Annotated in this window: 23 protein-coding genes; 4 read left to right on the top strand and 19 right to left on the bottom strand. The window is 47.9% G+C overall.

What is annotated here, in order from left to right; all coding sequences use genetic code 11:
* Positions 1–14 precede the first annotated feature (14 nt).
* The 4 genes from JCM10914_RS14335 to JCM10914_RS14320 all read right to left on the bottom strand — a co-directional run bounded on the left by JCM10914_RS14335 (position 15) and on the right by JCM10914_RS14320 (position 4,339).
* Entirely contained in the window at positions 15–824 is an 810-nt protein-coding gene (locus JCM10914_RS14335) for a sugar phosphate isomerase/epimerase (protein ID WP_023962075.1), read from the bottom strand.
* 135 nt (positions 825–959) lie between these two features.
* The gene (locus JCM10914_RS14330; RefSeq protein WP_023962073.1) at positions 960–2,471 is read right to left on the bottom strand and encodes an ABC transporter substrate-binding protein; all 1,512 of its coding nucleotides are present in this window, start codon (positions 2,469–2,471) and stop codon (positions 960–962) included.
* A 37-nt stretch (positions 2,472–2,508) separates the two neighbouring features.
* Positions 2,509–3,330 (bottom strand): carbohydrate ABC transporter permease, encoded by an 822-nt coding sequence (locus JCM10914_RS14325; RefSeq protein ID WP_023962071.1) that lies wholly within the window; start codon positions 3,328–3,330, stop codon positions 2,509–2,511.
* A 76-nt stretch (positions 3,331–3,406) separates the two neighbouring features.
* Entirely contained in the window at positions 3,407–4,339 is a 933-nt protein-coding gene (locus JCM10914_RS14320) for a sugar ABC transporter permease (protein WP_023962069.1), read from the bottom strand.
* 536 nt (positions 4,340–4,875) lie between these two features.
* Between JCM10914_RS14320 and JCM10914_RS14315 the strand changes: the two genes are divergently transcribed.
* On the top strand, positions 4,876–6,000 hold the full coding sequence (locus JCM10914_RS14315) for an ROK family transcriptional regulator (protein WP_036718288.1): 1,125 nt from the start codon (positions 4,876–4,878) through the stop codon (positions 5,998–6,000).
* A 95-nt stretch (positions 6,001–6,095) separates the two neighbouring features.
* On the opposite strand, the gene JCM10914_RS14310 is transcribed toward JCM10914_RS14315, so the two are convergent.
* The 8 genes from JCM10914_RS14310 to JCM10914_RS14275 form a co-directional block, all read right to left on the bottom strand.
* A complete protein-coding gene (locus JCM10914_RS14310) occupies positions 6,096–7,316 on the bottom strand; it encodes an MFS transporter (RefSeq protein WP_023962065.1) in 1,221 nt (406 codons plus the stop codon).
* A gap of 9 nt (positions 7,317–7,325) precedes the next feature.
* Complete coding sequence (locus JCM10914_RS14305) at positions 7,326–7,961, bottom strand: ThuA domain-containing protein (RefSeq protein ID WP_023962063.1); 636 nt, start codon at positions 7,959–7,961, stop codon at positions 7,326–7,328.
* Between the two features lie 47 nt (positions 7,962–8,008).
* Complete coding sequence (locus JCM10914_RS14300) at positions 8,009–8,731, bottom strand: SDR family NAD(P)-dependent oxidoreductase (protein ID WP_023962061.1); 723 nt, start codon at positions 8,729–8,731, stop codon at positions 8,009–8,011.
* 28 nt (positions 8,732–8,759) lie between these two features.
* On the bottom strand, positions 8,760–9,647 hold the full coding sequence (locus JCM10914_RS14295; protein WP_023962059.1) for a carbohydrate ABC transporter permease: 888 nt from the start codon (positions 9,645–9,647) through the stop codon (positions 8,760–8,762).
* Positions 9,648–9,662: 15 nt separating this feature from the next.
* The gene (locus JCM10914_RS14290; RefSeq protein WP_036718285.1) at positions 9,663–10,553 is read right to left on the bottom strand and encodes a sugar ABC transporter permease; all 891 of its coding nucleotides are present in this window, start codon (positions 10,551–10,553) and stop codon (positions 9,663–9,665) included.
* 28 nt (positions 10,554–10,581) lie between these two features.
* Positions 10,582–12,225, bottom strand: coding sequence for an extracellular solute-binding protein (locus tag JCM10914_RS14285; protein WP_023962055.1), 1,644 nt, complete (start codon positions 12,223–12,225; stop codon positions 10,582–10,584).
* 159 nt (positions 12,226–12,384) lie between these two features.
* A complete protein-coding gene (locus tag JCM10914_RS14280) occupies positions 12,385–13,167 on the bottom strand; it encodes a response regulator (RefSeq protein WP_023962053.1) in 783 nt (260 codons plus the stop codon).
* Entirely contained in the window at positions 13,160–14,917 is a 1,758-nt protein-coding gene (locus JCM10914_RS14275) for a sensor histidine kinase (protein WP_036718281.1), read from the bottom strand. Before JCM10914_RS14275 ends, JCM10914_RS14280 begins: the two co-directional genes overlap by 8 nt.
* Before the next feature lie 266 nt (positions 14,918–15,183).
* Here JCM10914_RS14275 and JCM10914_RS14270 point away from each other — a divergent pair, with 266 nt between their 5' ends.
* Positions 15,184–16,272 (top strand): CAP domain-containing protein, encoded by a 1,089-nt coding sequence (locus tag JCM10914_RS14270; protein ID WP_023962049.1) that lies wholly within the window; start codon positions 15,184–15,186, stop codon positions 16,270–16,272.
* 29 nt (positions 16,273–16,301) lie between these two features.
* Here the strand turns inward: JCM10914_RS14270 and JCM10914_RS14265 are convergent, their stop codons facing one another.
* Together JCM10914_RS14265 and JCM10914_RS14260 are read right to left on the bottom strand one after the other, a co-directional pair.
* A complete protein-coding gene (locus JCM10914_RS14265) occupies positions 16,302–16,805 on the bottom strand; it encodes a CYTH domain-containing protein (RefSeq protein WP_036718324.1) in 504 nt (167 codons plus the stop codon).
* Positions 16,806–16,931: 126 nt separating this feature from the next.
* Positions 16,932–17,396, bottom strand: a complete 465-nt coding sequence (locus JCM10914_RS14260; protein ID WP_023962045.1) for a DinB family protein — start codon at positions 17,394–17,396, stop codon at positions 16,932–16,934.
* A 373-nt stretch (positions 17,397–17,769) separates the two neighbouring features.
* On the opposite strand from JCM10914_RS14260, the gene JCM10914_RS14255 reads away from it, so the two are divergent.
* Complete coding sequence (locus JCM10914_RS14255) at positions 17,770–18,744, top strand: aldo/keto reductase (RefSeq protein WP_023962043.1); 975 nt, start codon at positions 17,770–17,772, stop codon at positions 18,742–18,744.
* 414 nt (positions 18,745–19,158) lie between these two features.
* Here JCM10914_RS14255 and JCM10914_RS14250 read toward each other — a convergent pair whose 3' ends face one another.
* The gene (locus tag JCM10914_RS14250; RefSeq protein ID WP_052019809.1) at positions 19,159–20,130 is read right to left on the bottom strand and encodes an alpha/beta fold hydrolase; all 972 of its coding nucleotides are present in this window, start codon (positions 20,128–20,130) and stop codon (positions 19,159–19,161) included.
* Positions 20,131–20,377: 247 nt separating this feature from the next.
* A complete protein-coding gene (locus tag JCM10914_RS14245; RefSeq protein ID WP_023962039.1) occupies positions 20,378–21,316 on the bottom strand; it encodes an aldo/keto reductase family protein in 939 nt (312 codons plus the stop codon).
* A 160-nt stretch (positions 21,317–21,476) separates the two neighbouring features.
* Between JCM10914_RS14245 and JCM10914_RS14240 the strand changes: the two genes are divergently transcribed.
* Positions 21,477–21,815, top strand: a complete 339-nt coding sequence (locus JCM10914_RS14240) for a helix-turn-helix domain-containing protein (protein ID WP_023962037.1) — start codon at positions 21,477–21,479, stop codon at positions 21,813–21,815.
* Positions 21,816–21,887: 72 nt separating this feature from the next.
* Here the strand turns inward: JCM10914_RS14240 and JCM10914_RS14235 are convergent, their stop codons facing one another.
* The 3 genes from JCM10914_RS14235 to JCM10914_RS14225 all read right to left on the bottom strand — a co-directional run bounded on the left by JCM10914_RS14235 (position 21,888) and on the right by JCM10914_RS14225 (position 24,455).
* Positions 21,888–22,742 carry a DMT family transporter gene (locus JCM10914_RS14235; RefSeq protein WP_023962035.1) on the bottom strand — a complete coding sequence of 285 codons (855 nt, stop codon included), beginning with the start codon at positions 22,740–22,742 and terminating at the stop codon, positions 21,888–21,890.
* 295 nt (positions 22,743–23,037) lie between these two features.
* Positions 23,038–23,697, bottom strand: coding sequence for a ThuA domain-containing protein (locus JCM10914_RS14230; protein ID WP_023962033.1), 660 nt, complete (start codon positions 23,695–23,697; stop codon positions 23,038–23,040).
* 56 nt (positions 23,698–23,753) lie between these two features.
* A complete protein-coding gene (locus tag JCM10914_RS14225) occupies positions 23,754–24,455 on the bottom strand; it encodes an SDR family oxidoreductase (RefSeq protein ID WP_023962031.1) in 702 nt (233 codons plus the stop codon).
* Positions 24,456–24,496 lie beyond the last annotated feature (41 nt).

Here is a 24,496-nt window from a genome sequence, read left to right as displayed (position 1 = left end):
CTACCCCTCTCCAATTAAGATTTTTTGTTTTTCGCAGCATATAGTGTGCGTTTAGCGGAAGCAATCGCCCATTCCATCTCGGCGTACTGATTCTCAGGCGCATTGTATTCAATGCCCCAATAGCCGCTATAACCGGCATCCTGCAGCGTTTGGACAAGCTCCAAACCTTGAGCCGTCCCCACCGTGCGTCCGTCAAAATGGGTATGATACGTCCATGGCGCAAGCAGCCGTTCCCCCTCATCTTCCCCTTCAGACCAGCGCCCCATATGAATCAGCAGTCCAAAGTTCGGCTGATCTACCGCTTCCGCCACCCTTTTCAGGAAATACGGACTTTTTGATGCTCCCATATGGTTTTCAGGTCCGACAATAAGCCCGAGATCGGCCGCTTTCTTGGCATAATCTTGAAACTGCGTGACAATGTATTCAAACTGCTCCTCACTGTCGGTTGACGAGTTCTTGTCTCCCGCATCGACACGAAGCGATTGCGCGCCGAGTGTCTTAGCCACTTGCAAATAGGCGAGCGCATTATTGTACAGCATCTTGCGCTTATCCGGATCTTCATCCCAGAAGTGAGCACCGTCGACTGCAATGTTAATGACTTTCATCTCTTTCTCGTCCAGCGCTTCCCGCAGTTTGCGGATATAATCCTCTTCCGGCAGCCGGAAAATATCTTCACGGCATCCTGCAAACGTACCGTTCCACAGGTCCACTTCTTTCAAGTTATATCGATATCTGGACGTTTCCAAATATCCGAACGTATCCATCTTTCCTGTGTTCATGGTATTGAAAAACGAGAACCCGCCGATACATATTTTCATGGTCATACTTGGTATCCCTCCATAAATTACAATTTATATTCCCTGTCTTTAATCTGCTGCACGTTCTACCACCCGAGCCCCCTTTCACCAGATCCACTGTGACGTTGGGTTCACTGCGACCGGTTGGCCTTTGCAATACCTTTATTTATTATTGTTCGCGGCCCATTCATCCAACTGCTTCTGCTTCTCGGCGACAACACGATCAATGCCGGCCGATTTTAATGCAGCAATGAATTTAGGCAGCGTTTCATCCAGGTCCGCGGTTCCGGATTCCAGACCAACGGCGTACTGCTTCACCACATTATTAAGCGCCGCAATTTCGGTTTTTACCGGGTCAGGATTGTACGAGAACCCTAATGCTGCAGACTTCTTCGAATTTTTATTAAATTCCGCCATCTGCTCCCAGAGGGTCGGTTCATCGGTTTCCCACGGATGAGACAATAGCTGATTGCCGAACATCCAGCCTTGGCGCAAGTTATAGCCGCTACTCGTGGCATCAACGCCTTCAGGGAAACCAACCGTATTGTTGGGTCTCACCTCATAGTGCTTACCTTCAACGCCCCAGTTCAACAGATTGACGATCTGTTCATCCGAATACATCAAATTAAGCACCATCATCGCCCGCTCTGGATCCTTTGAATTGGATGCGATCGCAAACATCGCATTCGTAATCGACATCGTATCGGTTTTGGGTTCGAAGAATTTCACCTCGGTCAACGGAACTCCGATTCGCTGCGAGGTTTGGGTCATTGCCCCCGGCTTGCCTTTGTTCATCGTTGCGAAACCGACATTAGCCTGAATGTAATCCCGCCCCGTCTGTGTCGTCGTTGCGATATCCTTTGGAATATATCCGGCTTCATACCATTCACGGATGGTCTTCAACAGTTGGATATACTCCGGTGTTTCATACAGGTTAACAACCTTCAGTTCATCAAGACTGGCCAGTACGCCAAGCGAATCTCCCAGCGTATCGACCGTCGATACAATGACGCTGTAAGCGATAGAGGAACCGGACTTGCCTAATAGGTTAAGGTTGGGCTCATTTTCTTTGATGGTTTTGAAAATCGGGCCAAGCTCCTCCAGCGTCTTAATGTTGCTTACATCCAATTTGTACTTTTCCAGCAAATCGGTACGCATCATGATCGTAGGATAAGCCCCGAAATCGCGAATGCTGGGCAAGCCGTACGTTTGGCCATTGATTTTGGTTGCTGCAAGCACATCCGGTTCAAAGGCGTCAATTACGCCTTGCCCGTGCTGCGTTAACAGCTCGTCAAGTGGCAGCAATTGCCGCTGCGCGACCTGGGTGATAAACTCATTTTCACCAGTAAAGATCAAATCCACCTTTTCATTCCCGGCCAACATAAGCGTTCGCTGCTGCTGCCATGCCGCCGGCTCGATTCGATTCAATTTGACGGTAGCATTTATTTTTTCTTTCGTGATTTTGCTAATCTCGTCTTCCACCAGCTTCAAATCTTTCTGATTTGTGCCATAGAACAAAATCGAAACCTCATATGGCGGCAATTTGCCGTCAGTCTCTGTGCGCGGTTTGCCGCCAGCAGATTTCGTACCACTCGATCCGGCGCCGCAGCCTGATACGATCATTACCAAGATCACAATCAAAGCCAACCCTACTCGATACCGCCCCTTGTTCATTGCCATATCCTCCCTTAATGATTTCTTCGAACCATCGCTATCCTTTTACCGCACCAATGGTAAGCCCCTTGACAAAATACTTTTGAAAAAAGGGATACGCTGCGAGGATCGGAAAAACACCGATGACCGCAATCGCCAGTCGTACGCCTTGCGTCGGTATGGTCCCTGCATTCTCCATCTCGGTGGAGTACTGCACATTATCGATCAAATATTGCGCGTTCAGCAAAATGGTGTTCAGCAAGATCTGAATGCTGTAGTATGAACTGTCCGTAATATAGATCAGTCCGTTAAACCAGTCATTCCAATAATTAATAATCTGGAACAGGCCGACTGTCGCAAGTACAGGCATGGATAAAGGCAGTACCATTTGACAGAAAATTCTGAACTCTCCAGCTCCATCGATATAAGCCGATTCAATGATTGCTGAAGGGATAGATACATGAAAGAACGTCCTCAGCAGGATGACATAAAAGGCATTCACCAGCAAACCAGGCACAATAAGCGCGAGCAGCGAGTTTTTCACGTCAAAAAAGTTGGTATAGAGCAAGTAAGTGGGGACCAATCCGCCGTTGAACAGCATCGTGAAGAAAATGAAGAAGGAAAGCGAGTTACGCATCGGCATGATTTTACGCGAGAGCGGGTACGCCAATAACGCCATAATCAGCAAGCTGGCAAACGTTCCGATCAGCGTCACAATGATAGAAATTGAATAGGCATTGATGATCATCAATGGATCGCTGAACAAAAACTTGTAGCTCTCCAGGCTGAATTCCTTGGGAATAAATGCGTAGCCCTCTTGAATAATGGCCATTTCATCAGTCAAAGAGGCCGAGATGAGAAGCACAAAAGGATGAGACATAGACTGCAAACGACAACGAAGATAAAGTGAATGATCCCTTGCTCCAATTTGTTTGGTTTCATTGACCTGCACTCCTTTAAAACAATGCGTTGTCCGGATTGATTTTTTTGACCACGTAATTGGACAGGATGATGAGGACGAACCCGACGGCCGACTGATATAGCCCTGCTGCTGAGGACATTCCGAAATCGCCGTTTTTGAGTAATGCGCGATATACATACGTGTCTAGAACATTCGTCGTAGGTTGCAGCGCACCGGAATCCAGCGGCACTTGATAAAACAAGCCAAAGTCGGCATAAAAAATGCGGCCGATCTGCAGCAGTGTCATAATGATAATAATGGGCGTAATAGTAGGTATCGTAATATTGATAATCTGCTGCATTTTATTCGCCCCGTCGATGGTTGCAGCCTCATAGTATTCTGGATCAATCCCCACCACGGCTGCGAAGTAAATAATGCACAAATACCCGACGCTGTTCCATATTTTGACGAGTGTCAGAATAAACGGCCAATACTTCGGCTCGTTGTACCACATAATCTCCTCTATGCCCAGCAAAGGCAGAATGCTTTTGTTCATAAATCCGCTTTCCATACTGAGCAGCGAGAACACCAGATAGCCGACAATGACCGAGGAGATCAAATACGGAAGGAGCACCACGCTTTGGTACACTCTGGAGAACACCCGATTCTTCAGTTCATTCAATAAAATAGCCAGGGTAACCGCGATGACCAAATTCAAAGTAATAAATACGATATTATACAAGATGGTGTTGCGAGTGATAATATAGGCATCGTCTGTCTTGAAGAGATATTCGAAATTTTTAAACCCCACCCAATCACTTCCAAGGATGCCTTTTGCGAAGTTCATTTCCTTAAACGCAATAACCACGCCGAACATTGGTAAATAATTGTTGATCAGCAGGTAAATTACGCCTGGAAGTATCATGAAGAACAGCATTTTATACTTTCTGATTTGTTGAAAGACACCCTGTTTAAACCATGATGTCATAGCGCTCCTCCTTTCCAATCTTGCGCTTGAATCTTTCGATTTCTGGTTCACAGTTGAGAATGCGCTGCCCCTTCACTTATCACTCACCACCTCCTCAATAGGTTATTCACTTGATATTTAATTAATTTGTCCGCCGGATAAATTAATTAAATGGATAAAAGATAGCGCTTTCAATAAATTAAGTTCATTATATTTAGCGTACTAATATTTGTCAACGATAATTCTATAAGATTTCTCACACGCGAGTTAATCATCAACTATATATGTTGATAATTCCTTGATATATAAGGATTTTAATTATTTCTTGGTTTACACTAAATAAAATTTCAAACCGCTATCCCCTGCTGCTTCACTGCTATTGCACGCCGTTGACAGTATAGATAAACCCGCCTATAATTGAAATAGTAAATAATTGGTTTATATTAATTATTCCGTAAGTAAAATTAATTGGTCTTTACCGTCTATGCGCGGTGAAGATCAGTCCGTCTCGTGAGTTGTACAACATTCTTAAACATCCTTGGAACCGGAGATTAATGATGAACAAAATCGGAAATCAACAAATGCTCAGAGAACTTAATAAATCGACGCTGCTTAACTCGCTGTTTTTTAATGGCCCGATTTCACGGGTTGACTTGTCACGGCAAACCAAACTTAGTCCGACAACCGTTTCTGTATTAATCGAGGAATTGATTCAGGAAGGCATTGTGCATGAAATTGGCACAACCGGCACCGGAGTCGGCAGGAAGATGATGATGCTTGCCATTAATGCGCAAGGAGGCTATGTCATTGGCCTGGACCTTTCCACCTCCCCGGCGCGATGCGTTCTCCTGAACTTGAACGGGGAATTCATTACAAGCCAAGGTCTGAAACCGCTGACTGGGGAGCAGCAGCTTCGTTACGAACTGCCCGAACATATCTCCGACTTTATGGAGAAGCAGGAAATCCCTCGGCATCTGGTCAAGCGGATCGGCATTTCAATTCCCGGAAGGCTGGACGATGTACAGCGGGTCATTCTCGCGTCCTCCTATTTGAAAGTCCGGGAGTTTCCGCTGCTTTCTTACCTGGAAGAAGCCATGTCGATTCCCGTGCTGCTGACGAATGATCTTGACGCCGCTGGTTTTGCAGAACGGTTCAGCGGTTCAGCAAAGGGAGATCATACGACCATTTTTATTGTCATTGAACGGGGCACAGGAGCGGGGCTTGTGTTGAATAATCAAATTTACCATGGCTCCCGGGGTACGGCCGGCCGGATTCAAAGTTTTGATTCGCTCTGCATCCACCCTTTCTCCGACCAATTGAAAAAGGATTTCCCTGATATTTTTAGTGAATTGTCACCGGAAGAAACGATTTCGAACTTCGTCGAACTGGCATTGGAGAGAACGGCTCCTTTCGACCATATGGCCGAGCGGATTATTGGCATTATCGCCGATTACTGCGGCAAAATGCTGCAAATGCTAAACCCGCAAAAACTGATTCTCGGCGGCTGGATTACGAACAACGGTCTGTTCTTCGAGAAGCTTGTGCAAGCTATCCACCGTAGTGAAAACTCGCCGCACGGTCCGACGCCTGTCGTGGCCTCACACTGGAAAAAATACGGCTCCGCGATGGGTGCCGCAACGCTCGGCTTGCATGAAATTTTCAAGAAGATATCGGTCCACTAACAAATAAAAGTACCCTATCGATAGACTTTCTTATCATGTCTATTCGATAGGGTACTGTTCATTTAAGATCCTATGTGCCTGAATGAATTGTGATATTATACCGATGCCGCTTTGTTGCCCTTCAGTTTGTCAGGCGGGAGCAGAAAACCGATCAAGCCAAGCAGTGGCATGAAGGAACACGCGATGATCACTGTCGTCACACTCGTCAAGTCAATGACAATGCCGAGCACCATGGAGCCGAGCGCTCCCATGCCGAAAGCGAGACCGGTAATCAGGCCCGATACCATGCCGACCTTGCCCGGCACCATTTCCTGCACGTAGACGACCGTCACGGAGAAGCTGCTGTGGTTAATAAGTCCGAGCAGGAACAGCAGCGGATAAGCTGCGATCAGGCCGGAGAACGGCAGGGCAATCGCAAACGGAACAGCCCCCAGCAAGGAGAGCAGAATAACATTCCTTCTGCCGTATTTGTCGGACAGCGGCCCCCCGAAGAAGGTCCCGATAATGCCGGCGGCCATGTACGTAAAGATGTACATCTGCGCATTGGGGATCGACAGTCCGTACTTCTCCATTAAGAAGAAGACGAAGTAAGTGCCAATGCTTGCACTGAACCAGGAGCGGGCAAATACCAATACGATGACGTAGAGAATGGATTTTCTGACGGCTTTGTCCTGGCTTGCATCCCCCTGCTTCTTGATTGTCTTCGGAGCAGGCGGAGGCATCAATCTCAGTTGGCTGCTGTACCAGCGTGCGACAAACATCTGAATCATGAAGCCCGCCGCCGCCAGTGCGATGAACCAATACGCCCCTTTCTGTCCAAAAGGATAGAAGATGTACGCGGTCATGATCGGTGCCAGCGCACTACCCATATTGCCGCCTACCTGAAAGATCGACTGGGCAAGACCCCGCCTTGGACCTGCGGCCATATAAGCAATTCTTGCCCCTTCAGGGTGGAACATCGCGGATGCTACGCCGACGAGCAGCACCGCGGCCAGCACTGCCCAATAGGCCGGTGCCAATCCAAGGCCGAACATGCCCAGCATGGCCATCAGCATTCCTGCAGGCAGGATGAACGGCGTCGGTCTGGCATCGGCAATAGCGCCGACGAAAGGCTGCATGACGGATGATGAGAAATAAAGGACAAATGTGATAAAACCCAGCTGTGTGAATGATAAAGTCAGCGCCTCTTGCAATACTGGATATGAAGCGGTAATGACCGCTTGCAAGGAGTCGTTAAGCAGATGGGCTGCGCTGACAAGGCCCAGAATCGGATAGATGGTCTTTGCCTGTTGTTTAGTACCCTCTAGTGTCGACAACGGCTTACCCTACTCTACTTTAGCAGCCCATAGACCAGCCTGCTTGATCAGTTGACGGAATGGCTGCACCGCGAAACAGGACAACTGGTGGCCATTCATTAAGTAGACGACTCTACCCAATCCATGTTCATGTGCCCAGGCTGCAGGCCACAGCTGACCGTCATGCTCATACTCGGCAAGAATCGTCGTCTCGAAGTGCGGCAGCATATCGAAGCGATACGGCTCATCATCTATTGCATAGGGCTCGATACCTTGCATAATCGGATGATCCGGCTGCGTGCTTCTCACAGGCAGCGTGGTGAATTCCGGATGACCGGTAAACTTGGCACCGATCATCGCCATTAGCTCCTTGTTCCTTTGCAGAGAGATGCCGTTGTGAATGACCAGCAGTCCGCCACCGCCTGCCACATATTCCAGCAATGCCGCTACACGCTCCTGAGACAGCGGCTCTTGCGAGAACTCCGTATAGGATATGAACAGCTCATAGCCGTTTAGCGTCTCCTTATTAAGGACGCTGTAATCCCCCGTACTCGTTACCTCCGCAACCTCCTCCAGACTCGTCTCGATCTCACGGTCTACCTTCTCGAACGGATGATACTTAACCTCCGTATAATTACCTAGCGCCAATGCTTTAAATTTCGGCATATCTAATCCCTCCACCGGTTTCTAGTTTAGTTTTAGTCGTTTCTATTTTACCAGGGCCACACCGTTCCATCCATATCCAGGAATATCGGATGTTCGCCTGCGTACTGTTCCCGCTGGCCAATCAAGCCGATCATTTTCGCGGCCGATTCGTCCGGATGGGTGGGCGCGTTCTCGTTCAGTGTCCCGCTCATATACGATTGCAGCCAGCCCGGATAAAATACCATCACCTGACCGCCCAGTTTTCTTAAGTGCTCATGAACGATGGCAGATTGCATGTTAAGCGCGGATTTGGACATACAATAGCCGTATCCGGCAATCCGGTGATTGCGGGCCACGCTCCCCGCTTCCGATGAAATATTGACAACAAGTTTATCTTCGCTTTGCAGCAGCAGCCCCATGACACTGTTCGTTACCCGAAGTGCCCCAAGCGTATTGACGTTAAAGATCGACTGCATCAGCTCGAAATCAAGGTCAACCAGAAAAGTAGAATGATCCCCATGGCCGCCAATGCCGGCATTGTTAATAATGATGTCCAGATGCTGCGTCTTGGAGGCAATGTGACGCGCAGCACGCTTCACGCTTGCATCATCTCCGATATCCATCGGCACGATCTCCAATGTATCCGGATATTGCTGCTTCAGTTCGCTCAGGAAATGCCAATCCTCGATAAATTGGCCTGCAAACACTGTATACTGCTGTTCAAGCAGCAGCTTGGTGAACGAAAACCCTAATCCTCTGTCTGCACCGGTTATAAGTACTTTTTTTGTCACGGCTGTTTCCGCCTTTCCCACTCATTTTTTATTCCTTCACAGACCCTAATGTAATGCCGGAAACAAAATACTTCTGAAGAAATGGATAGACGATTAATACCGGAATCATGGTAACAACAATTTTGGCTGCATTAAAAGTCTTCTCTGAAAGCTTCATAAGCTCCTCTAAACTTTCTGAAGTCATGTCCGACAAAGCCGGCAGTACGACTAATGACCGAATGTACGTTTGCAGCGGTTGACCCGACGGCGAATTAATGAGAATCATGCCGTCGAAGAACGCATTCCAATGATTCACAATACTGAAGAGTGTCACCGTAGCAATCGCTGCCGTAGACATCGGAATATACACTTTCCACATCGTTGTGAAGGCGCCAGCCCCGTCGATTTTGGCCGCTTCTCCAACCTCTTTCGGTATCGCCCGAAAGAAGTTCATCAGCAGCACGACGTTAAACACCGGCACCGCTCCCGGCAATACCAAGGCCCAAATGCTGTCCATGATCCCCGTCATTTTCACAGTCATATACCATGGAATGAGTCCGCCGTTAAACATCATCGTAAAAATAAAGATCCACATCAGTTTGTTGCGCGCAGGGAACTCCGAAGTTTCCTTCGACAACGGGTAGGCTGCCAGCACCGTCATAATAAAATTGATGGAAACCCCCAATAATACGCGTTGAATCGAAACGCCAAAGGCTTGGAAAAACCGCTCATCCTTCAAGATGTACTCATAGGGCGTTAAGGTAAAATCAACCGGGAAAAACGTCACTAACCCGGCAGATACGGCGGAATTGTCACTGAGCGACAGCGCTACCATGTGCCATATAGGAGCGAGACAAGCGAGTGTAATTAAAATTAATATCGTGAGCAGCAGCACATACCCTACTTTCTCACCAAACGTTTGTTGCTTGCTAAACATAGCCGTACCCCCTCATCAAAAGATCCTATAATTCGCCCATTTGTCCGCAAGCTTCCAGGAAAGTACGACCAGGATAAAGCCGACAACCGACTTCAAGGTGCCTACGGCAGTAGCCAAACCATATTGATGCTGGGTAAGACCGATTCTGTACACATACGTGTCAATGATGTCACCCGATGCATAGACCGATGGGTTGTAAAGATTGAAGATTTGTTCAAAGCCCGCATTCATGATTTTACCTACGCCGAGACAAGCGAGCAGTACAATCGTCGGCGCGATTCCCGGCAAAGTTACATTTCTGAGCTGCTGAAACTTGGAAGCGCCGTCAATTTGGGCTGCTTCGTACAGGCTGGGATTGATCGCTGTCAAAGCTGCCAGGAAGATGACCGCGTTAAACCCGAATTCCTTCCATACATCACTGCCGATGATGACGACAGGGAACCACGTGTTGCTGCCCAGAAAAAAGATCGGGTTGAAGCCGAATGCGGAAACGACGCTGTTAACAATGCCATCGGTTGACAGCAGATTGGTCAGCACGCCTGCCAGAATAACCCATGACATGAAATGTGGCAAATACACAATCGTCTGAATCCAGCGCTTCAATGTAACCTGGACAACCTCATTGAGCATGAGGGCAAAGATTAGCGGCACAATCAAATTCAGCACGATTTTGGAAATTGCGATAAATATCGTATTGTAGAAAATTTGCGAGCTTTCTTTCAATTGAAACATATACTTAAAGTTATCCCATCCAATAAAAGCAGAGCCAAACATGCCCTTGCCAGGCACAAAATCCTGAAACGCGATGATTAGGCCGAACAAAGGAAATACTTCATATATCAGCACTAGCAATATCGGAGGCGCGAGCATTAAATAATAGCTCCATACATGACGTGTTGATCTCATATCGCCGCTCCAATCCCCTTGTTAATGGTTATTGCTTGACTGCATCATTGACCTCTTTCGTAATTTCATCTCCGCCCTGCTTCGTCCAATCCTCAACGAACTGGTCAAAGGCATCGATTGGTTTACTGCCCATAATAATTTGGATAAACGTTTCATCTTCCAGCTTCTTCAGGTTGACCCATTTCCGATTCATCGTCGGAGTTTTGCCATAGAATGCCCCTGTTACTTTCACGACATTGTCCTGAATCATCTCTCTGGTGGTTGCAACCGACATCATGCTCGCCCAAGCAATCGGGTCTTTCTTCGGGTTTTCGTCGTTGTATACGATACGGTCATACTGTAGCTTCTCATGCGTCAGCAGCGTCTCGTATTCTCTCGTCCCCGCCAGCACTTCATCAACTTTAGTAACGGCAATTTCCTTCTCATCGAACGGTGCCATCATATGGCCAAATGGCAGATTAACTCGGTTGTATCTCACGTTTTGATCGAGATAGAACTCCACTCCGCGCGTCTGGTCAATAATGTACTCATGGTTCAGGATACGAATAATCGCCTCTGGATTTTCCATTTTTTTGCTAACAGCCAAATATCTTGATGTTGGCGACATCGTATGTGTCTTAAATTTTCCGTCTTTATCGAGCGGCACTGCGACTGTCACCCATTCCGCCTTCGGATCAAGCTTCAGATTGTCAATGAGCAACCATGATGGCATCCAGAATGGACCAAAAAACATGCCGACACGGCCCGCAATGACTTTCTCACGACTGGTTCCACCTGTCTCAGCAACAAACTCCTTATGAATGATACCGTCGGCATACATATCGCGCAGCTTGGCGAGCGCCAATTTGGTCTCCGGCTGGATCGAGCCATACTCGACTACACCTTCATCATTTTTGATCCACATCTCCGGATAAGCATCGTAGTAACTGAAGATCGTATCAAAGCCGAAGATACTGTTGCCTACATTGACGATATCCTGCTGGCCGATCAGGCCGATCGTCTGATTATTGCTGCCGCCAAGATCGTTGGCGATGAACGCTTTGGCTGCATTTTCAATATCTTCCAATGTCTTTGGAATCGGCAGGCCTACCGCATCGAGCCAGTCCTTGCGAATGAACAGCGAGTTCATTGCATCCGCGCCCGGCGAAGAGTTGGGAATCGCCATCAGCTTGCCGTCGAAAGTTGCCGAGGCCAAGCTAAGCTCCTGCGTGGATTCGAATACTTCACGCAGTTCCGGGGACACGTTAGCATCGTATACTTCCGTAAGATCGGCAACAAGATCGGCATCAACAAGCAGCTTCAACTGCGCTTCATCAACAATCATCATATCCGGTACCGCTCCACTGACGATGACCAAATCCATCTTTTGCTTGTAAGGATCACCATCAGCGGTTTGCCACGCATAATCAAATTTCACGTTCAGTTCATTTTCAATGTAACGGACGTATTCATTATTTTCCTGCGAGTCGCCGGGAGGGAGATCAATATCAACAGACATTCCTTTCCCCATACTAATCGTGACCGTCTCGTCAAAGCGACCAAACGGATCCTGCACAGCAGCTGCAGGCTTCTCGGTATTAACCGGCTCCTTTCCGCTTCCCCCGCTTGAACATGCCGCCAAAGTTGTGCAGAGCACGATCAATAGCAGCGCTTTCATTCTCTTTCCTATCATCAGGACTTCCCCCCATTGTTAAATTGTTGTTTCCTTGCTCCCGTTAAGTATAGCCCCATCACAGCAAATCCCGGCTTAGACTTCTGCCGGGAAAGTGTCTTGTTTTTGTAACCGCATACAAGATGGAGAAGACAAAATTCATAGTATCAGCAACATTTTTCAACTATGGTTCGTTCCCTGATGACGAAAATCAGAGGGAAGCATGCCCACTTCCATCAAAAACAGCCGACTAAAGTATTTCTCATCCTTAAATCCCGTCTGCTGAGCGACCACATAAATAGGCCGGTTCGTTGCAAGCAGCAATTCCTTTGCTCGCGCCACACGCAGATCTTTAACGTATTTATGAAAGCTAGTGCCTACGATGTCTTTAAAGCATTGGCTGAAGTAACCTCTGCTCATATTAGCGACCTTCGCGATCATTTCTTGGGTAAAAGCCATCTCTTCCTGCTCTTGCATGTAGGCTATCGCCCTTTTGATCGCCTGAACGATATCATTGGGATACCTGCCCTGGGTAATCTGCTCAAGCTCTTTCACCGGTTTTTGCAGCTGTGAGACTGATAACCGCGCATGATAACGAGCTGCAATCTGGCTGAGCACATCCTCCATCAAATCGTTCTCCAACTGCGTTTTCAAAATATAGTCAATAGCTCCCAACCGCAGTGCTTCCTGCACATATTCAAACTCCGGATGGCAGGTAAGAATGACAAACTGCATATTCGGATACTTCTCCTTGACTGCATGGATAAGTTGGATGCCATCCATTTCCGGCATCGTCAAATCCGTAAACAGCAGATCGATCGGTTGCTCAGCCATCGCCTCCAGCGCCCGCAGTCCATTGGATGCCTCCGCCACCACCTTGATTGAGAACTTCTCCCACGGCATAATCGTAATGATCCCTTTGCGAACCAACTTCTCATCATCTACAACACAGGCTCTAATCATGGCCGTTCCCCTCACCTTTCATCGGTAAAATAACTTGAATCGACGTTCCTTTTCCCTTTTGACTAGTAATTACAAGCTCGCCCTCCGGGCCGTAATGAATTTTAACCGTCTTATAAACATAGTTAAGCCCTATTCCAAGGCCTGACCGGTTGATACTGCCTGAGAGCAACTGATCAATTTTCTCCTGGTCAATTCCGGCGCCGTTGTCGCGGACTAGAATATTCAGTTTGTTCTGATCCGTTCGTTCAATGATAACCTCAATCGTCCCGCCTACATCACCAAGACCGTGATAGAGTGAATTTTCGACTAAGGGCTGCAGCAGGAACCGCGGAACGGGCGTCTCCATCACTTCCTCCTCAATGTGCAGCTGAATATCGTATTGGTAATCGTACCGTACCTGCTGAAGTGTAATGTAGTCCTTAAGCGCTTCCATTTCCTGACGCAGGGTGACCATAATGCCGTCCTTGCCCAGGTTGTAGCTCAGTACCTTCGTAAAGCTCGCGATAAAATGATCAATCTCCGTCTGCCCTTTCATTCTCGCCAGCCACTGCACCGTGTTCAGTGTATTGTACAGAAAATGCGGGTTAATCTGGGCCATCAGCTTCGCGACCTCCGTCTCCCTCTTCATCTTCTCTTCGATTTCCAGTTGCTCGATCAATTCCTGGATCTTGACGCTCATATTATTGAATTGATCAATAATGTAATCAAATTCCAATAATCCATGGCGCTGGAGTCGTTTACTGAAATTGTTGACCGATACGAGGCTGATGCCATTCTTAATATTGAGCAGCGGCCGATATACATAATTGCGGATGATAATTGCGAGAATGATGCTGACGGTTATTGAAAGGATAATAACCAGCAGAAAGGACCAGATCCATTTCACAAACTCTTTGCTGTAATCTCCGCGATCCACGAAGACAACCAAGCGTAGATCCTTTTGATCGGCATCCTCAAAGGCAATATATTGGCTTAGCTCCTCGCTCGGGTACACACTGCCTGCAGGCAGCAGATCAGAATTTTGAGAATAGGCGATCTTACCCTGCTTGTCAATAAGAACATGGAAAGCCTCCATCCCGTATTGCGCAGAATTGAGTATTCTCTCAAACAGCTTGAAGTTAGTCTCCACATAAATATCGATATTCGATGTTTCGTTCGAGCTTGATCCGATATCAAACCGGCGAATGATCGAAAAGACCATATTCGTATCGCTATATTTGTAGTTGGAATAATGAGGGCCGTAGTAATTAGCTCCGTCAATACTCGTCAACAGCGATAGTTCCTCGGGATGAAATGGCTTGACAAGCTGATTGGACATCAAGGCCTCGCCTTTGCTCCGATCGTAATACATGGTGAGTCCAACCGTTGGATTGGTGAAATTCAACAGATTGATATTTTTTTGTATTTCGCTTCCCAGCGTCAATGATTCGTGCAGATCATCGATTTCCAGCCACTTGGCCAGATCACTGCCAATCAAGCCGTTGATCGTAAATTGCTGGGATGAGTAATCCAAATTGTTCAGCATGGTCACCAGGCTGCTTCTAACCTGCCCCAGATGATTCAACAGCCCTCTATCAATTTTGTTATCCAGAATCGAAGATATCGAATAGATGGACAAGCTGCCAATTAATATAATCGGTATCGTGGAACTAATTAACATCAACAAATAGAGGCGTGACTTTAAAGATGAGGGGAAGGACAGAAATCTAGACAGTCGCAGCTTACTGAGCAGGGGGGATAAAACTTTCATAAGGCTCTCCTTTCTGATTGGACACGCGTAAACGTATTATAAGACCTATCGCGGAGGACTTCATCACTAATTTGAATAAGTAATCTTAAACGTTTTGTCAGCAGCAGCAGGAACCGAACGTTCCAGTGTTATAGTTGCTTCAACTCAAAAAGCCTGTACTCTGGTACTAATCCAGAGTACAGGCTTTTTGTATCTAGCAGGAATATGTTGAATCCTCATCGAATCCATTCTCGATGATCCATTGGCTGAGAGGAGAGAATTCATGCATGCATTACCTTGATCATACCCGTTGTAAACCAGCATATCTTACGAAGCATCCCATGCAGAGAGTCTGCCGAATCCTGCTCTTGGGTCTCCTTACTGCCATTCTTTACGCTTTTCTTCTCCAGTGGGGAGTCCAATCGGCGTACGCCAGCCCTTCCGAAAGGTTTGAACTTCCCTCCTATACACAGGATCAACTCGATGCACTCGTTTATCTGAATACAATTCGTATCAAAGCCGGGCTCCCTGCCGTTTCTATGAATGCGCAAATAACCAAAGCGGCCGAGCTACATGCCCACTATTTCAATAACAACCATATTGCGCCGAATCTGGGTGCCCATCACGAGCAGGCCGGCCTGCCGGGCTTTCGTGGCACTACCGTTAAAGAACGGCTGGCTGCCGCAGGTTACGTATCACCTTCTCCTTATGGTTATGGCTATGGTGAAGTCATGCATTTCCGACAGAAGAATAGCATGGATGCCATGAACGGCTGGTTGGATACGGCTTACCACCGACAGCTCATTCTCAGCCCGCGTTATCAGGAGATCGGCATCGCACTTGTTAATGGGACAGCCGTTGTGAATCTTGCCGGCAGCGGCACTTCAGCAATTGATGGCGGCCTTGCGCTCTACCCTTACGATGGCATGAAGAATGTCGGGATCGGATTCTATGGCTTCGAGAATCCCAATCCACTGCTCCAGTTTAATGCAGCCCAGTCCGGCTATATTATATCGGCTACCGCGACCGGTTCGATCCAATGGCACCAAGCCAAAATGACAGATAAGAACGGATCTGGCGTTCCGTTTTTTGCGGAGGTTTCCCGGGACACCTTGTTTTTGTACCCAAAGGAAATATTACAATATGATCATTGCTACACGGTATCGATCGATTATCAATTAGATGGATCAGACGAGAAACGTAACCGGACGTGGTCATTTACCACAAGAGCGGAAGGAATCAATGTCAATCCATCTTTAACCTATTCAAAGATGCTGCGGAACCCGAGTGTTATGTCATTTTACAAGCGTGCGATGTATCCGCTTAAGGGACCAGGAGTTAGACACCACCGGGTCATATACCAAGCCCCATCGTAAACTCCTACTGTCCTTGGTTCATACGCCGATCAGGCTTGCTTAGCTTCTTGGAGATCATGCCATATCTTTTTGTTGCTGTATTGTTTCTCCGTACTGATATCTTGTCCGAACCAGGCTGGCGGCACAAAACGATCTGCCGCTTCTATCGAAGGAAACTCTACTTCAAGCACAAGCATCTGGACCTGCGCGTAATCATCAATTTCGATTATGACGTCGTTCCAGTTGGCCGTTACCCTTCTCTTGGTCAACGGTATGGCACCATGTGCCTTGATCACCTGATCGTAAAGCCCTTCAGAAATGCTAATCTCCACCTCTTCTCTGGCAATCCCCCAGCCCTGCTTGAAGGTATGAGTAAATGTAAGTTCTCCTGAACCCGAATCCGTTATTTTACGAACCCGGAGCTCCTGATCCCCGTCGAGTGCCAGATACGTCTGCTCGATGAACTGCTCCTTCTCGATCATAATGATCCCATCATTAATCAAGGCTTCGGGGTATTCGTCCAGAAGGTATTTTCGTTCGATTTCCATGGCCATAATCGTTAGTTCCTCCATTCCTATATCCAATCCTACAGCTCCATTATAAGGATCGATCGGCATAGCCACAAACCACAAAACGATAGAGCGTACCGTTACGGGTACTACTCTATCGTTTTGTGTTAATTATCGAATTAATTTCTTATATGATTTGATGGATTGGGTATGCATGCCTTCATGATACATGCTGAACGCGAGAAACTCTCCCACGGTTTGAAGTGTCAATGGTCCGATCGTCATCGGATGAGCCGAAGCCTGATCCAATCGATTCGAGAAGGTTTCACGAATGCGCGCGGCCTGTTCTTGCAGTAGTTCAATCAGTTCGGATAGTGCAGGCGGCTCCGATGTCCAATCAGCTGGCTTCGTACCTGTTGCAAACCATGCTTCGAACCCTTCTGGCAACTTGACAAGCTCGCCAGCAGTAGCAAAAGCGAACTGCTCATGTACCGTGTAGATATGCCCCAGATTCCAACGGATATTGTTCATGAACCCATCAGGTATGATATCCGCTGCTTGCTCGGTTAGATCTTGAATAGTACGAACCGTTGATGCTCTTGCAAAATCCAATTGATTCAATAATGCTTCATTCATGTTGTGATTTCCCCTTCCTATTTGAACGTAACTATCGTAACGTAATATTTCTCTTGTCGCAAGGATTCTACCTAGCGCATGAGAGCCAATAAAGTAGAGGGTGTCTCAAAAGACCTTGGATCTTGCGAAATACTGGGAGACGCTTCGTGTACGAATCGTTCCTCCCATCGCTGTTGCTCTCGCATTTCTTGAAATGATTCTGGGAAAGGATGAAATGTGAGAGCAAAGGCGACCACTCGCTTGTCCGTAATCGATTCGTCCCCTCCGCTACGCCGTGCAGATGCTCTACTTTTTTAGACGTTGTTTGTGTGGAATTCCCAAGCATGTTTAAATAATATTAGAAGCTGATCCTACTTATAAGGAGTGAGCCATTATGAACTATCGCCGCTTAGGTAACAGCGGACTTAAAGTCTCGGAGCTCGGACTAGGGACGAATGCTTTTGGCAAAAGAGCCGATCAAGAGACATCGACACGCATCATCGACCATGCCCTGGAGCATGGCATCAATTTCATTGATACCGCCAACATCTATGCCAATACCGAATCGGAGCGAATCATCGGTCAGGCATTGGCAGGCAAACGCCAAGACGTTGTACTGGCCACGAAAGCCGGCCTGCCGAAAGGTCAAGGACCGAACGAACGGGGATCCTCCCGCTATCATCTGCAGCAAGAGCTGGAGGGCAGCTTGAAGCGACTCAAGACCGACTATGTGGACCTGTATCAAATTCATGCCTTTGATCCGGAGACCCCTCTCGAGGAAACCTTGCGCACCCTGAATGATATGGTGTCATCCGGAAAAGTCAGATATATTGGCGCCTCTAACTATGCAGCCTGGGAAATTATGAAGGCGATTGGAATAAGCGAGCTGAAAGGATATGTCCGGTATGTATCGACACAAACCAGCTATTCACTGGCAGACCGCACGCCAGAACAAGAACTCGTACCCCTCTGTCTGGATCAAGGTGTTGGCATCATTCCCTACTTCCCGCTCGCAGGAGGTATCCTTACAGGCAAATACAACCAAGGAAGCCGCGTACCTACCGGTTCACGAGCGGAAACGGATCCGAACTTCCAACGATTCCTCGAAGACCACAATATCAAGCTGGGCGAACAAGTCAGTCAATTAGCCGCTGAGCACGGACATTCTCCAAGCTCACTATCCCTTGCCTGGCTGATGAACCGCCCCACCGTCTCCACCGTCATTGTTGGCGCTACGAAGACGGAACAGCTGGACGATAACTTGAAGAGCCTCGAGATTGAGATGGGCGAGGATCTGAATGCCAGCTTGGATGAAATCAGCGTGAATTTCGTTCATAGCAAGCCATTTGCTACATATCGTCTCGGTTAAGACAGTTAGATGTGGAAGAAAGTGCTTTATTGATAAATGACAGCGCCGGGATGCTATCCCTGCGCTGTCATTTTGTGTATTTGATCTAATTGGTACCTCCATTTTGCCTAAGAACCGTTTCTTTGCGTCTTATAAGTAGGGCATCTGCACGGCGTAGCGGAGAGGGCGAATCGATTCCGGACAAGCGAGAGCGGTCGCCTAAAAGCTTTCCACAGGAAAGCTACTTCGGAAGCATATGCTTTGCTCTCACATTTCATCCTTGCCTAGAACCATTCCAAGAAATGGGAGAGAAACAGCGAGGGGAGGAACGATTCGTACGTGGAGCGTCTCCCAGCAGCAAAAGGGCATCTCGCTAGATCTAAGATCTTTTGCGACACCCTCTTCTTTATTACAATGACTTATTATCACAGATATTTATTGTTCCAAAATGCTCTTAATAAATATCTTACTCTCGTTCGCGATGGTCTCAGTTTCATAGTTATGAATGTAATGACCACTGTCTAGAAGCATATACTTCCCATCCGGGGAATCCTCGACGTAGCTGATTAACATATTTGGCCAATCATTCAGAGGCAGTTCCTCTCCGTTCGATATAAAGAAATACATGGGTACATCGGGTATACCCGCTTCGGATACGACTGCTGCATTGCTCGATATTTTGCGGACCTCTTCGATCATGTTGGAGGTTTGCGTATTCTTATAGAACATGGCCCGGTAGATATCCTTCTCATCATCGGTCAGGTGATCTTCAGTAATGGCAGCAGAAGCATCCGCAATCGCTGGCACCCAACGCGTTATCCCGATACGGGCAGCAAAACTCGTTAATTTCATAACCATATTGGAAGGAAGCGGATACTCCTTATATGCTTCAGGTACGGCAGGGTCAAGTCCAATAATTGATTTCACCTCATGCGGATACTGTTGTGCCCAGTGGAGTGCCTCGATCCCCGACATGGAATGCGGAAACAGAATATACGGCCCTTGTTCACCTGCTAAAGATAGAGCCGACCTTGTCTCTTCCAGAATCGTATCGATATCACGGGGCACAGAGGCCGTCTCACTATTGCCATAGCCTGCTTTTTCTACGACTGCAATACGATATTGATCCGACAATTGAGAGTACAGCCCTTTAAAGTCCAGGACCGGTGAGGAAGTACCTCCACCTGACATAAATACGAGTGTCACGGGACTTTGGTTATGACCCTCGGCGTAAACATGCATTAAATGATCGTTGACATTCACGATAGTCCCGACCGGCTGCAGCAGTGCAGATTCCTGACTAAGCTGAATTCTGTGATTGATGAAGCTAATCGTCATGATGACGATTAGTAAACTCAATAGAATGCCTACAGTCACTATGACCATTTTCTTTATGATCTTTCCCATCAGTTCCCCCTTGATTCCATTCAAGAACACGATCATCTTGATGTATAAACTCCAGTCTCTAATTCTACCCTCCAAGTTCAAGTTCGTACAGTTCTTCGTTGGCCATAATAAATGGACGATCATCCCATGGGCTTGGACGCAGCGCCGACGGGTAGAACAAATAAAAACAGCCTGGACTTCGCGTCCGGACTGTCTTAATTTATATAAATGGTCATTCAATCATGATAATGGGATGGTCCATCACTCTCTATTTCAAGATATCCTCTATGCGAGTCTGAACATCCTCACTGAGCTCAATCCCGGATGCCTTCGCATTCTCGGTTACCTGCTCTGGACGGCTTGCACCGACAAGTGCACTGGCAACGTTCGGTTTACGCAGGATCCAAGCAAGCGCCAGATTCCCTACAGAGACATCCAGTTCTCCAGCTATCTTCTCAAGCTCATGAACCTTCGCGATTTTCTCCTCGGTAATCCCTTTACGCATCCACTCCAGCTTCGCAGCACGGCTATCTGCCGGAATATCGGAAGCGGAGGTATATTTACCTGTCAACAGCCCTTGTGCCAGCGGTGAGAATACGACTTGACCGATGCCGGAGCGCTCACTAAGCGGCATAATTTCCTTCTCGATGTAACGTTCGAACATATTGTAGATCGGCTGATTGACCACGATGCGGTCGAGCAGATAACGGTCCGCTACCGTCAACGCCTCAGCAATTTGTGAAGCCTGCCATTCGCTTACACCGACATATAGCACTTTCCCTTGGCGAACAAGATCATCAATTGCGCGCAGCGTTTCGTCAAGCGGCGTTTCCGGATCATGACGGTGACAGTAGAAGATGTCGACGTAATCATGACCCAGACGCTTCAAGCTGGCATGCGCTTGCTCCATAATGTGTTTACGGGACAATCCACGATCATTCGGACCGTCGCCCATCGGCCAGAACGCTTTCGTAGCTAGGACATAGGATTCGCGCGGATAGGCCTTCAGCGTTTCACCGACCAGCACCTCGGCCGCACCCTTTTCATATACGTTCGCTGTATCAAAGAAGTTGATGCCAAGATCATATGCGGTCTTAATTGCGTTCACCGCATTCTCACGCTCAACGTAACCCCCATAGGTAAGCCAGCTTCCTAGGCTGATCTCACTGACTTTAAGGCCGGTACGTCCTAATTTTCTATATTTCATTGCAATTCCTCCTTCGTAAGAGATACTTTGGCTTCCACATCTGTTATTCTAAAATAGTTCCTATGCCTAGGGAAGAAGTGAAATGTTCTTCACTATATTATAATTAGGATAGCTAATATACTTGAGTATAGTTAATAGAATACCGGAGGGAGCCTTTCAAATGGGGAATAAAACAAGCAGCTATATTCCAAAAACACCCGAACATATCGAATGCAATATCGAAAAAACGTTGCTCGTCTTAGGCGGAAAATGGGCATTTCTCGTCATCCGTGAGCTCTTCGGGGGCACGAAACGGTTCGGCGAGTTACAGCGGCAAATCCCCAACGTCAGTCCACGGGCGTTGACCACAACGCTTCGCCATCTGGAAGAGCAAGGCGTGCTGGAACGGGAAGTATTCCCAACCGTCCCCGTGACCGTCGAGTATACCTTGACCCCCAAAGGCATGGATCTGCATGTCATCTGCAAGGAAATGAAGCTGTGGGCTGCGCGCTGGACCTAACTTCAAGACCATGCAAACAAGACCCATTCCATGTGCTGGAATGGGTCTTATTCTGAATTTTCACCAAAACGCTTATCCCCATAAACCCAAGACGATCACACCCAGCGTTATCAAAAGTGAGATGAAGATCCGCCTTACCCCTTGTTTCTCCCGCAATATAAAAATGCCCATGAACGTTCCGAACACCGTCCCGATTTCCCGCATCGGGGCAAGCTGCGCTACAGGTGCAAGCGACGAGGCGAACAAGAACAATAAATATCCGCCAGGTGCGATTAGTCCGCCCAAAGTGATGGATTTCCAGTTGGAATTCAACTCAAGTCTAATCCCACCCGATTTCAGGACGAGCCATGAAAGAGCCAGCATATTCCCGATATTCGTGGCTTCAATCAATACCACAGGCGATACATAACTCAAAGCCAGCTTATCCACAATGATGTAACTGGCTATGCACCCCCCTACTGCCAAGGCCATAAGTGGTGCTTTATACGAGACGGGTGCTTGGCGGGATCTTCGAAAATTCATATCACTCATGAAGACAATCCCCAGTACAATCGCGATGACTCCGAGCCAGCCGGCGGCAGACAACCGCTCATGAAGGAAAATTACTGCAAGTAGGGGAACCAATAACGGACTCGTTCCTCGCATAATTGGGTACACCTGGGACAGATCACCGATTGTGTAAGCCGCCGCCAGCAACACGATATACAGACCGTGCAAGACCACTGAAGCCAGCAGAAACCAAAGTCCCGGACCGGACAGCCTGGAGCTATCCCACTCCATCATTGTCCACGGCAGAAATATCAGGAAACCCATCAACTGCGTAAACCACAAAAAGACGTTCTTATTAATGCTCTTCTTGGTGTACAAATTCCACACCGAATGAAGGAAACCCGAGCCTAAGACAAGTGCAAGTGCCAAGCCTGTCATTATCGATAAACCCCCGACCTATATGTCAATAGATTCCTATGAATCTATCACGATAAGCCACGAATTACAAGATTGAATGTCGGGCCAAAAACCCGGGGATCCCTCCACTGAGCGAATACCCCAGGTTATATAAAAAAATGATGTCTGCTCTGATCGGAAGGAATATCGACCCTGTCATAGAATACATTATAAGGAGTGCTCCTTCTCGTGGTCTGTGGTTGTCGTAACCTGAACCAAGAGAACATCGGGGGTGCTCTCTATTTTTGTTCGCCTCCATACACGCCGATAGATGCCGCTATGCCCATTGTAATCCGGTAGCGAACAACTGCCGCATCAGATGGACAAACTCCTCATTCAATAGCCCTTCCGCCAGATGAGCAGGCGTAATACAGATAACGCTGCCATTGCCGTAATCGTGATACCAGCCGGCGATGGACTTGCCATTCACCGATTCAGAACGAAGAAAGACTTCGGTCTCCTCCTCTCTGCACTTTACGAAGTAATGCTCATCCAAGAAACAAAAATGACGTCCCAGTTCTCCAAGCGGGGTACCGGGAACCGGATAATATGTCACCTCTTGGTGGACCTCCGGATGATGCTCGAAGCATCCCCTCAGCATCGTCACATACGCTCCATCCTCAGCATAGGAGGCCAAGCCTGAATGCCATGCCAGCCATAGCCCTCCTGCACTCGTATAGGATTCGATCTGCTGCTCGATCTCGGGTGTCATCCAGCGTTTCTCGGGCTGATGCTGCGGATCAAGCCGATCCTCAGCGAACAGAATCACGGCATCGGGGCGCTGCTTCAGTCGTTCGGCTAATTCCGTTACATCCGCATAATACAAATGGATCTTCTTCTCCTGAATAAAGGGGGCTAATATCTTATTCAGCGATCTCCGGGCAAGTTCCCGATCATGATAATAGTCACCGACAACCGCCAAAATATGCTGAGACAACTTCCATTCCTCCTTCTTACACCGTTTACTTCATCTACACTCGCCAGGACATGCTGTTATATAGGCATCGGCTGGCCTTTATGGTTGATCATCCAGGCATCCCTCTCCGGGATAATTCGCCGCTGCGCCAAATCGAGCAGTCCCTTGGCAGACTCGACCGGATCGCCGGGGGCTTGCTCCCCGCCCATCGGCGTACGAATCCAGCCGGGATGAACGGCATAGACGGCGAAGCCTTCAGACGCAAGGAGCTTGCGAAGCTGGGCGGTGAAGAAATTTAGCCCGCTTTTGGATATCGCATAGGCATAGTCGCCACCATAAGCCCCGGTGAAACAGCCTGCCTCCGATGACACGTTGATAATCGCAGGCTCTGAGCTTCTACGAAGCTGCGGGAGCAGGTGCTTGATCACCTTCATCGGACCGTACAGATTCGTGATCATGCTCCGCTCAACATCCTCGAAGCTGACTTCTTCAATGGATTGATCGCGCCCTAGCAAAATCCCCGCATTATTGATGATCGCATCTATTTGTCCCCATAGCTCGCTTATAACCTCTGCCGACTTGGCTACCGCAGCTTCCTGATCAACATCAAGCGCTACGATATGTAATGCATGAGGATGATCGGATTGCAGTGCGCGAAGCTCAGGATGGTCTCCCTCCACGCTGCGCACTCCTGCTGCCACCTGATGGCCCTGCCTCAAGGCCTCTCTCGTTAATTCAAGCCCCAGCCCCTTATTCGCGCCGGTAATGACTATATTCATTAGGACGACACCACCTTTCTTGTTCATATTAAAGAGTGCAG

The sequence above is a fragment of the Paenibacillus sp. JCM 10914 genome (assembly GCF_001315105.1).
GTDB lineage: Bacteria > Bacillota > Bacilli > Paenibacillales > Paenibacillaceae > Paenibacillus_AQ.
Note: the sequence above shows the minus strand (reverse complement) of the source record. Positions and strands in the feature narration are given on the sequence as shown.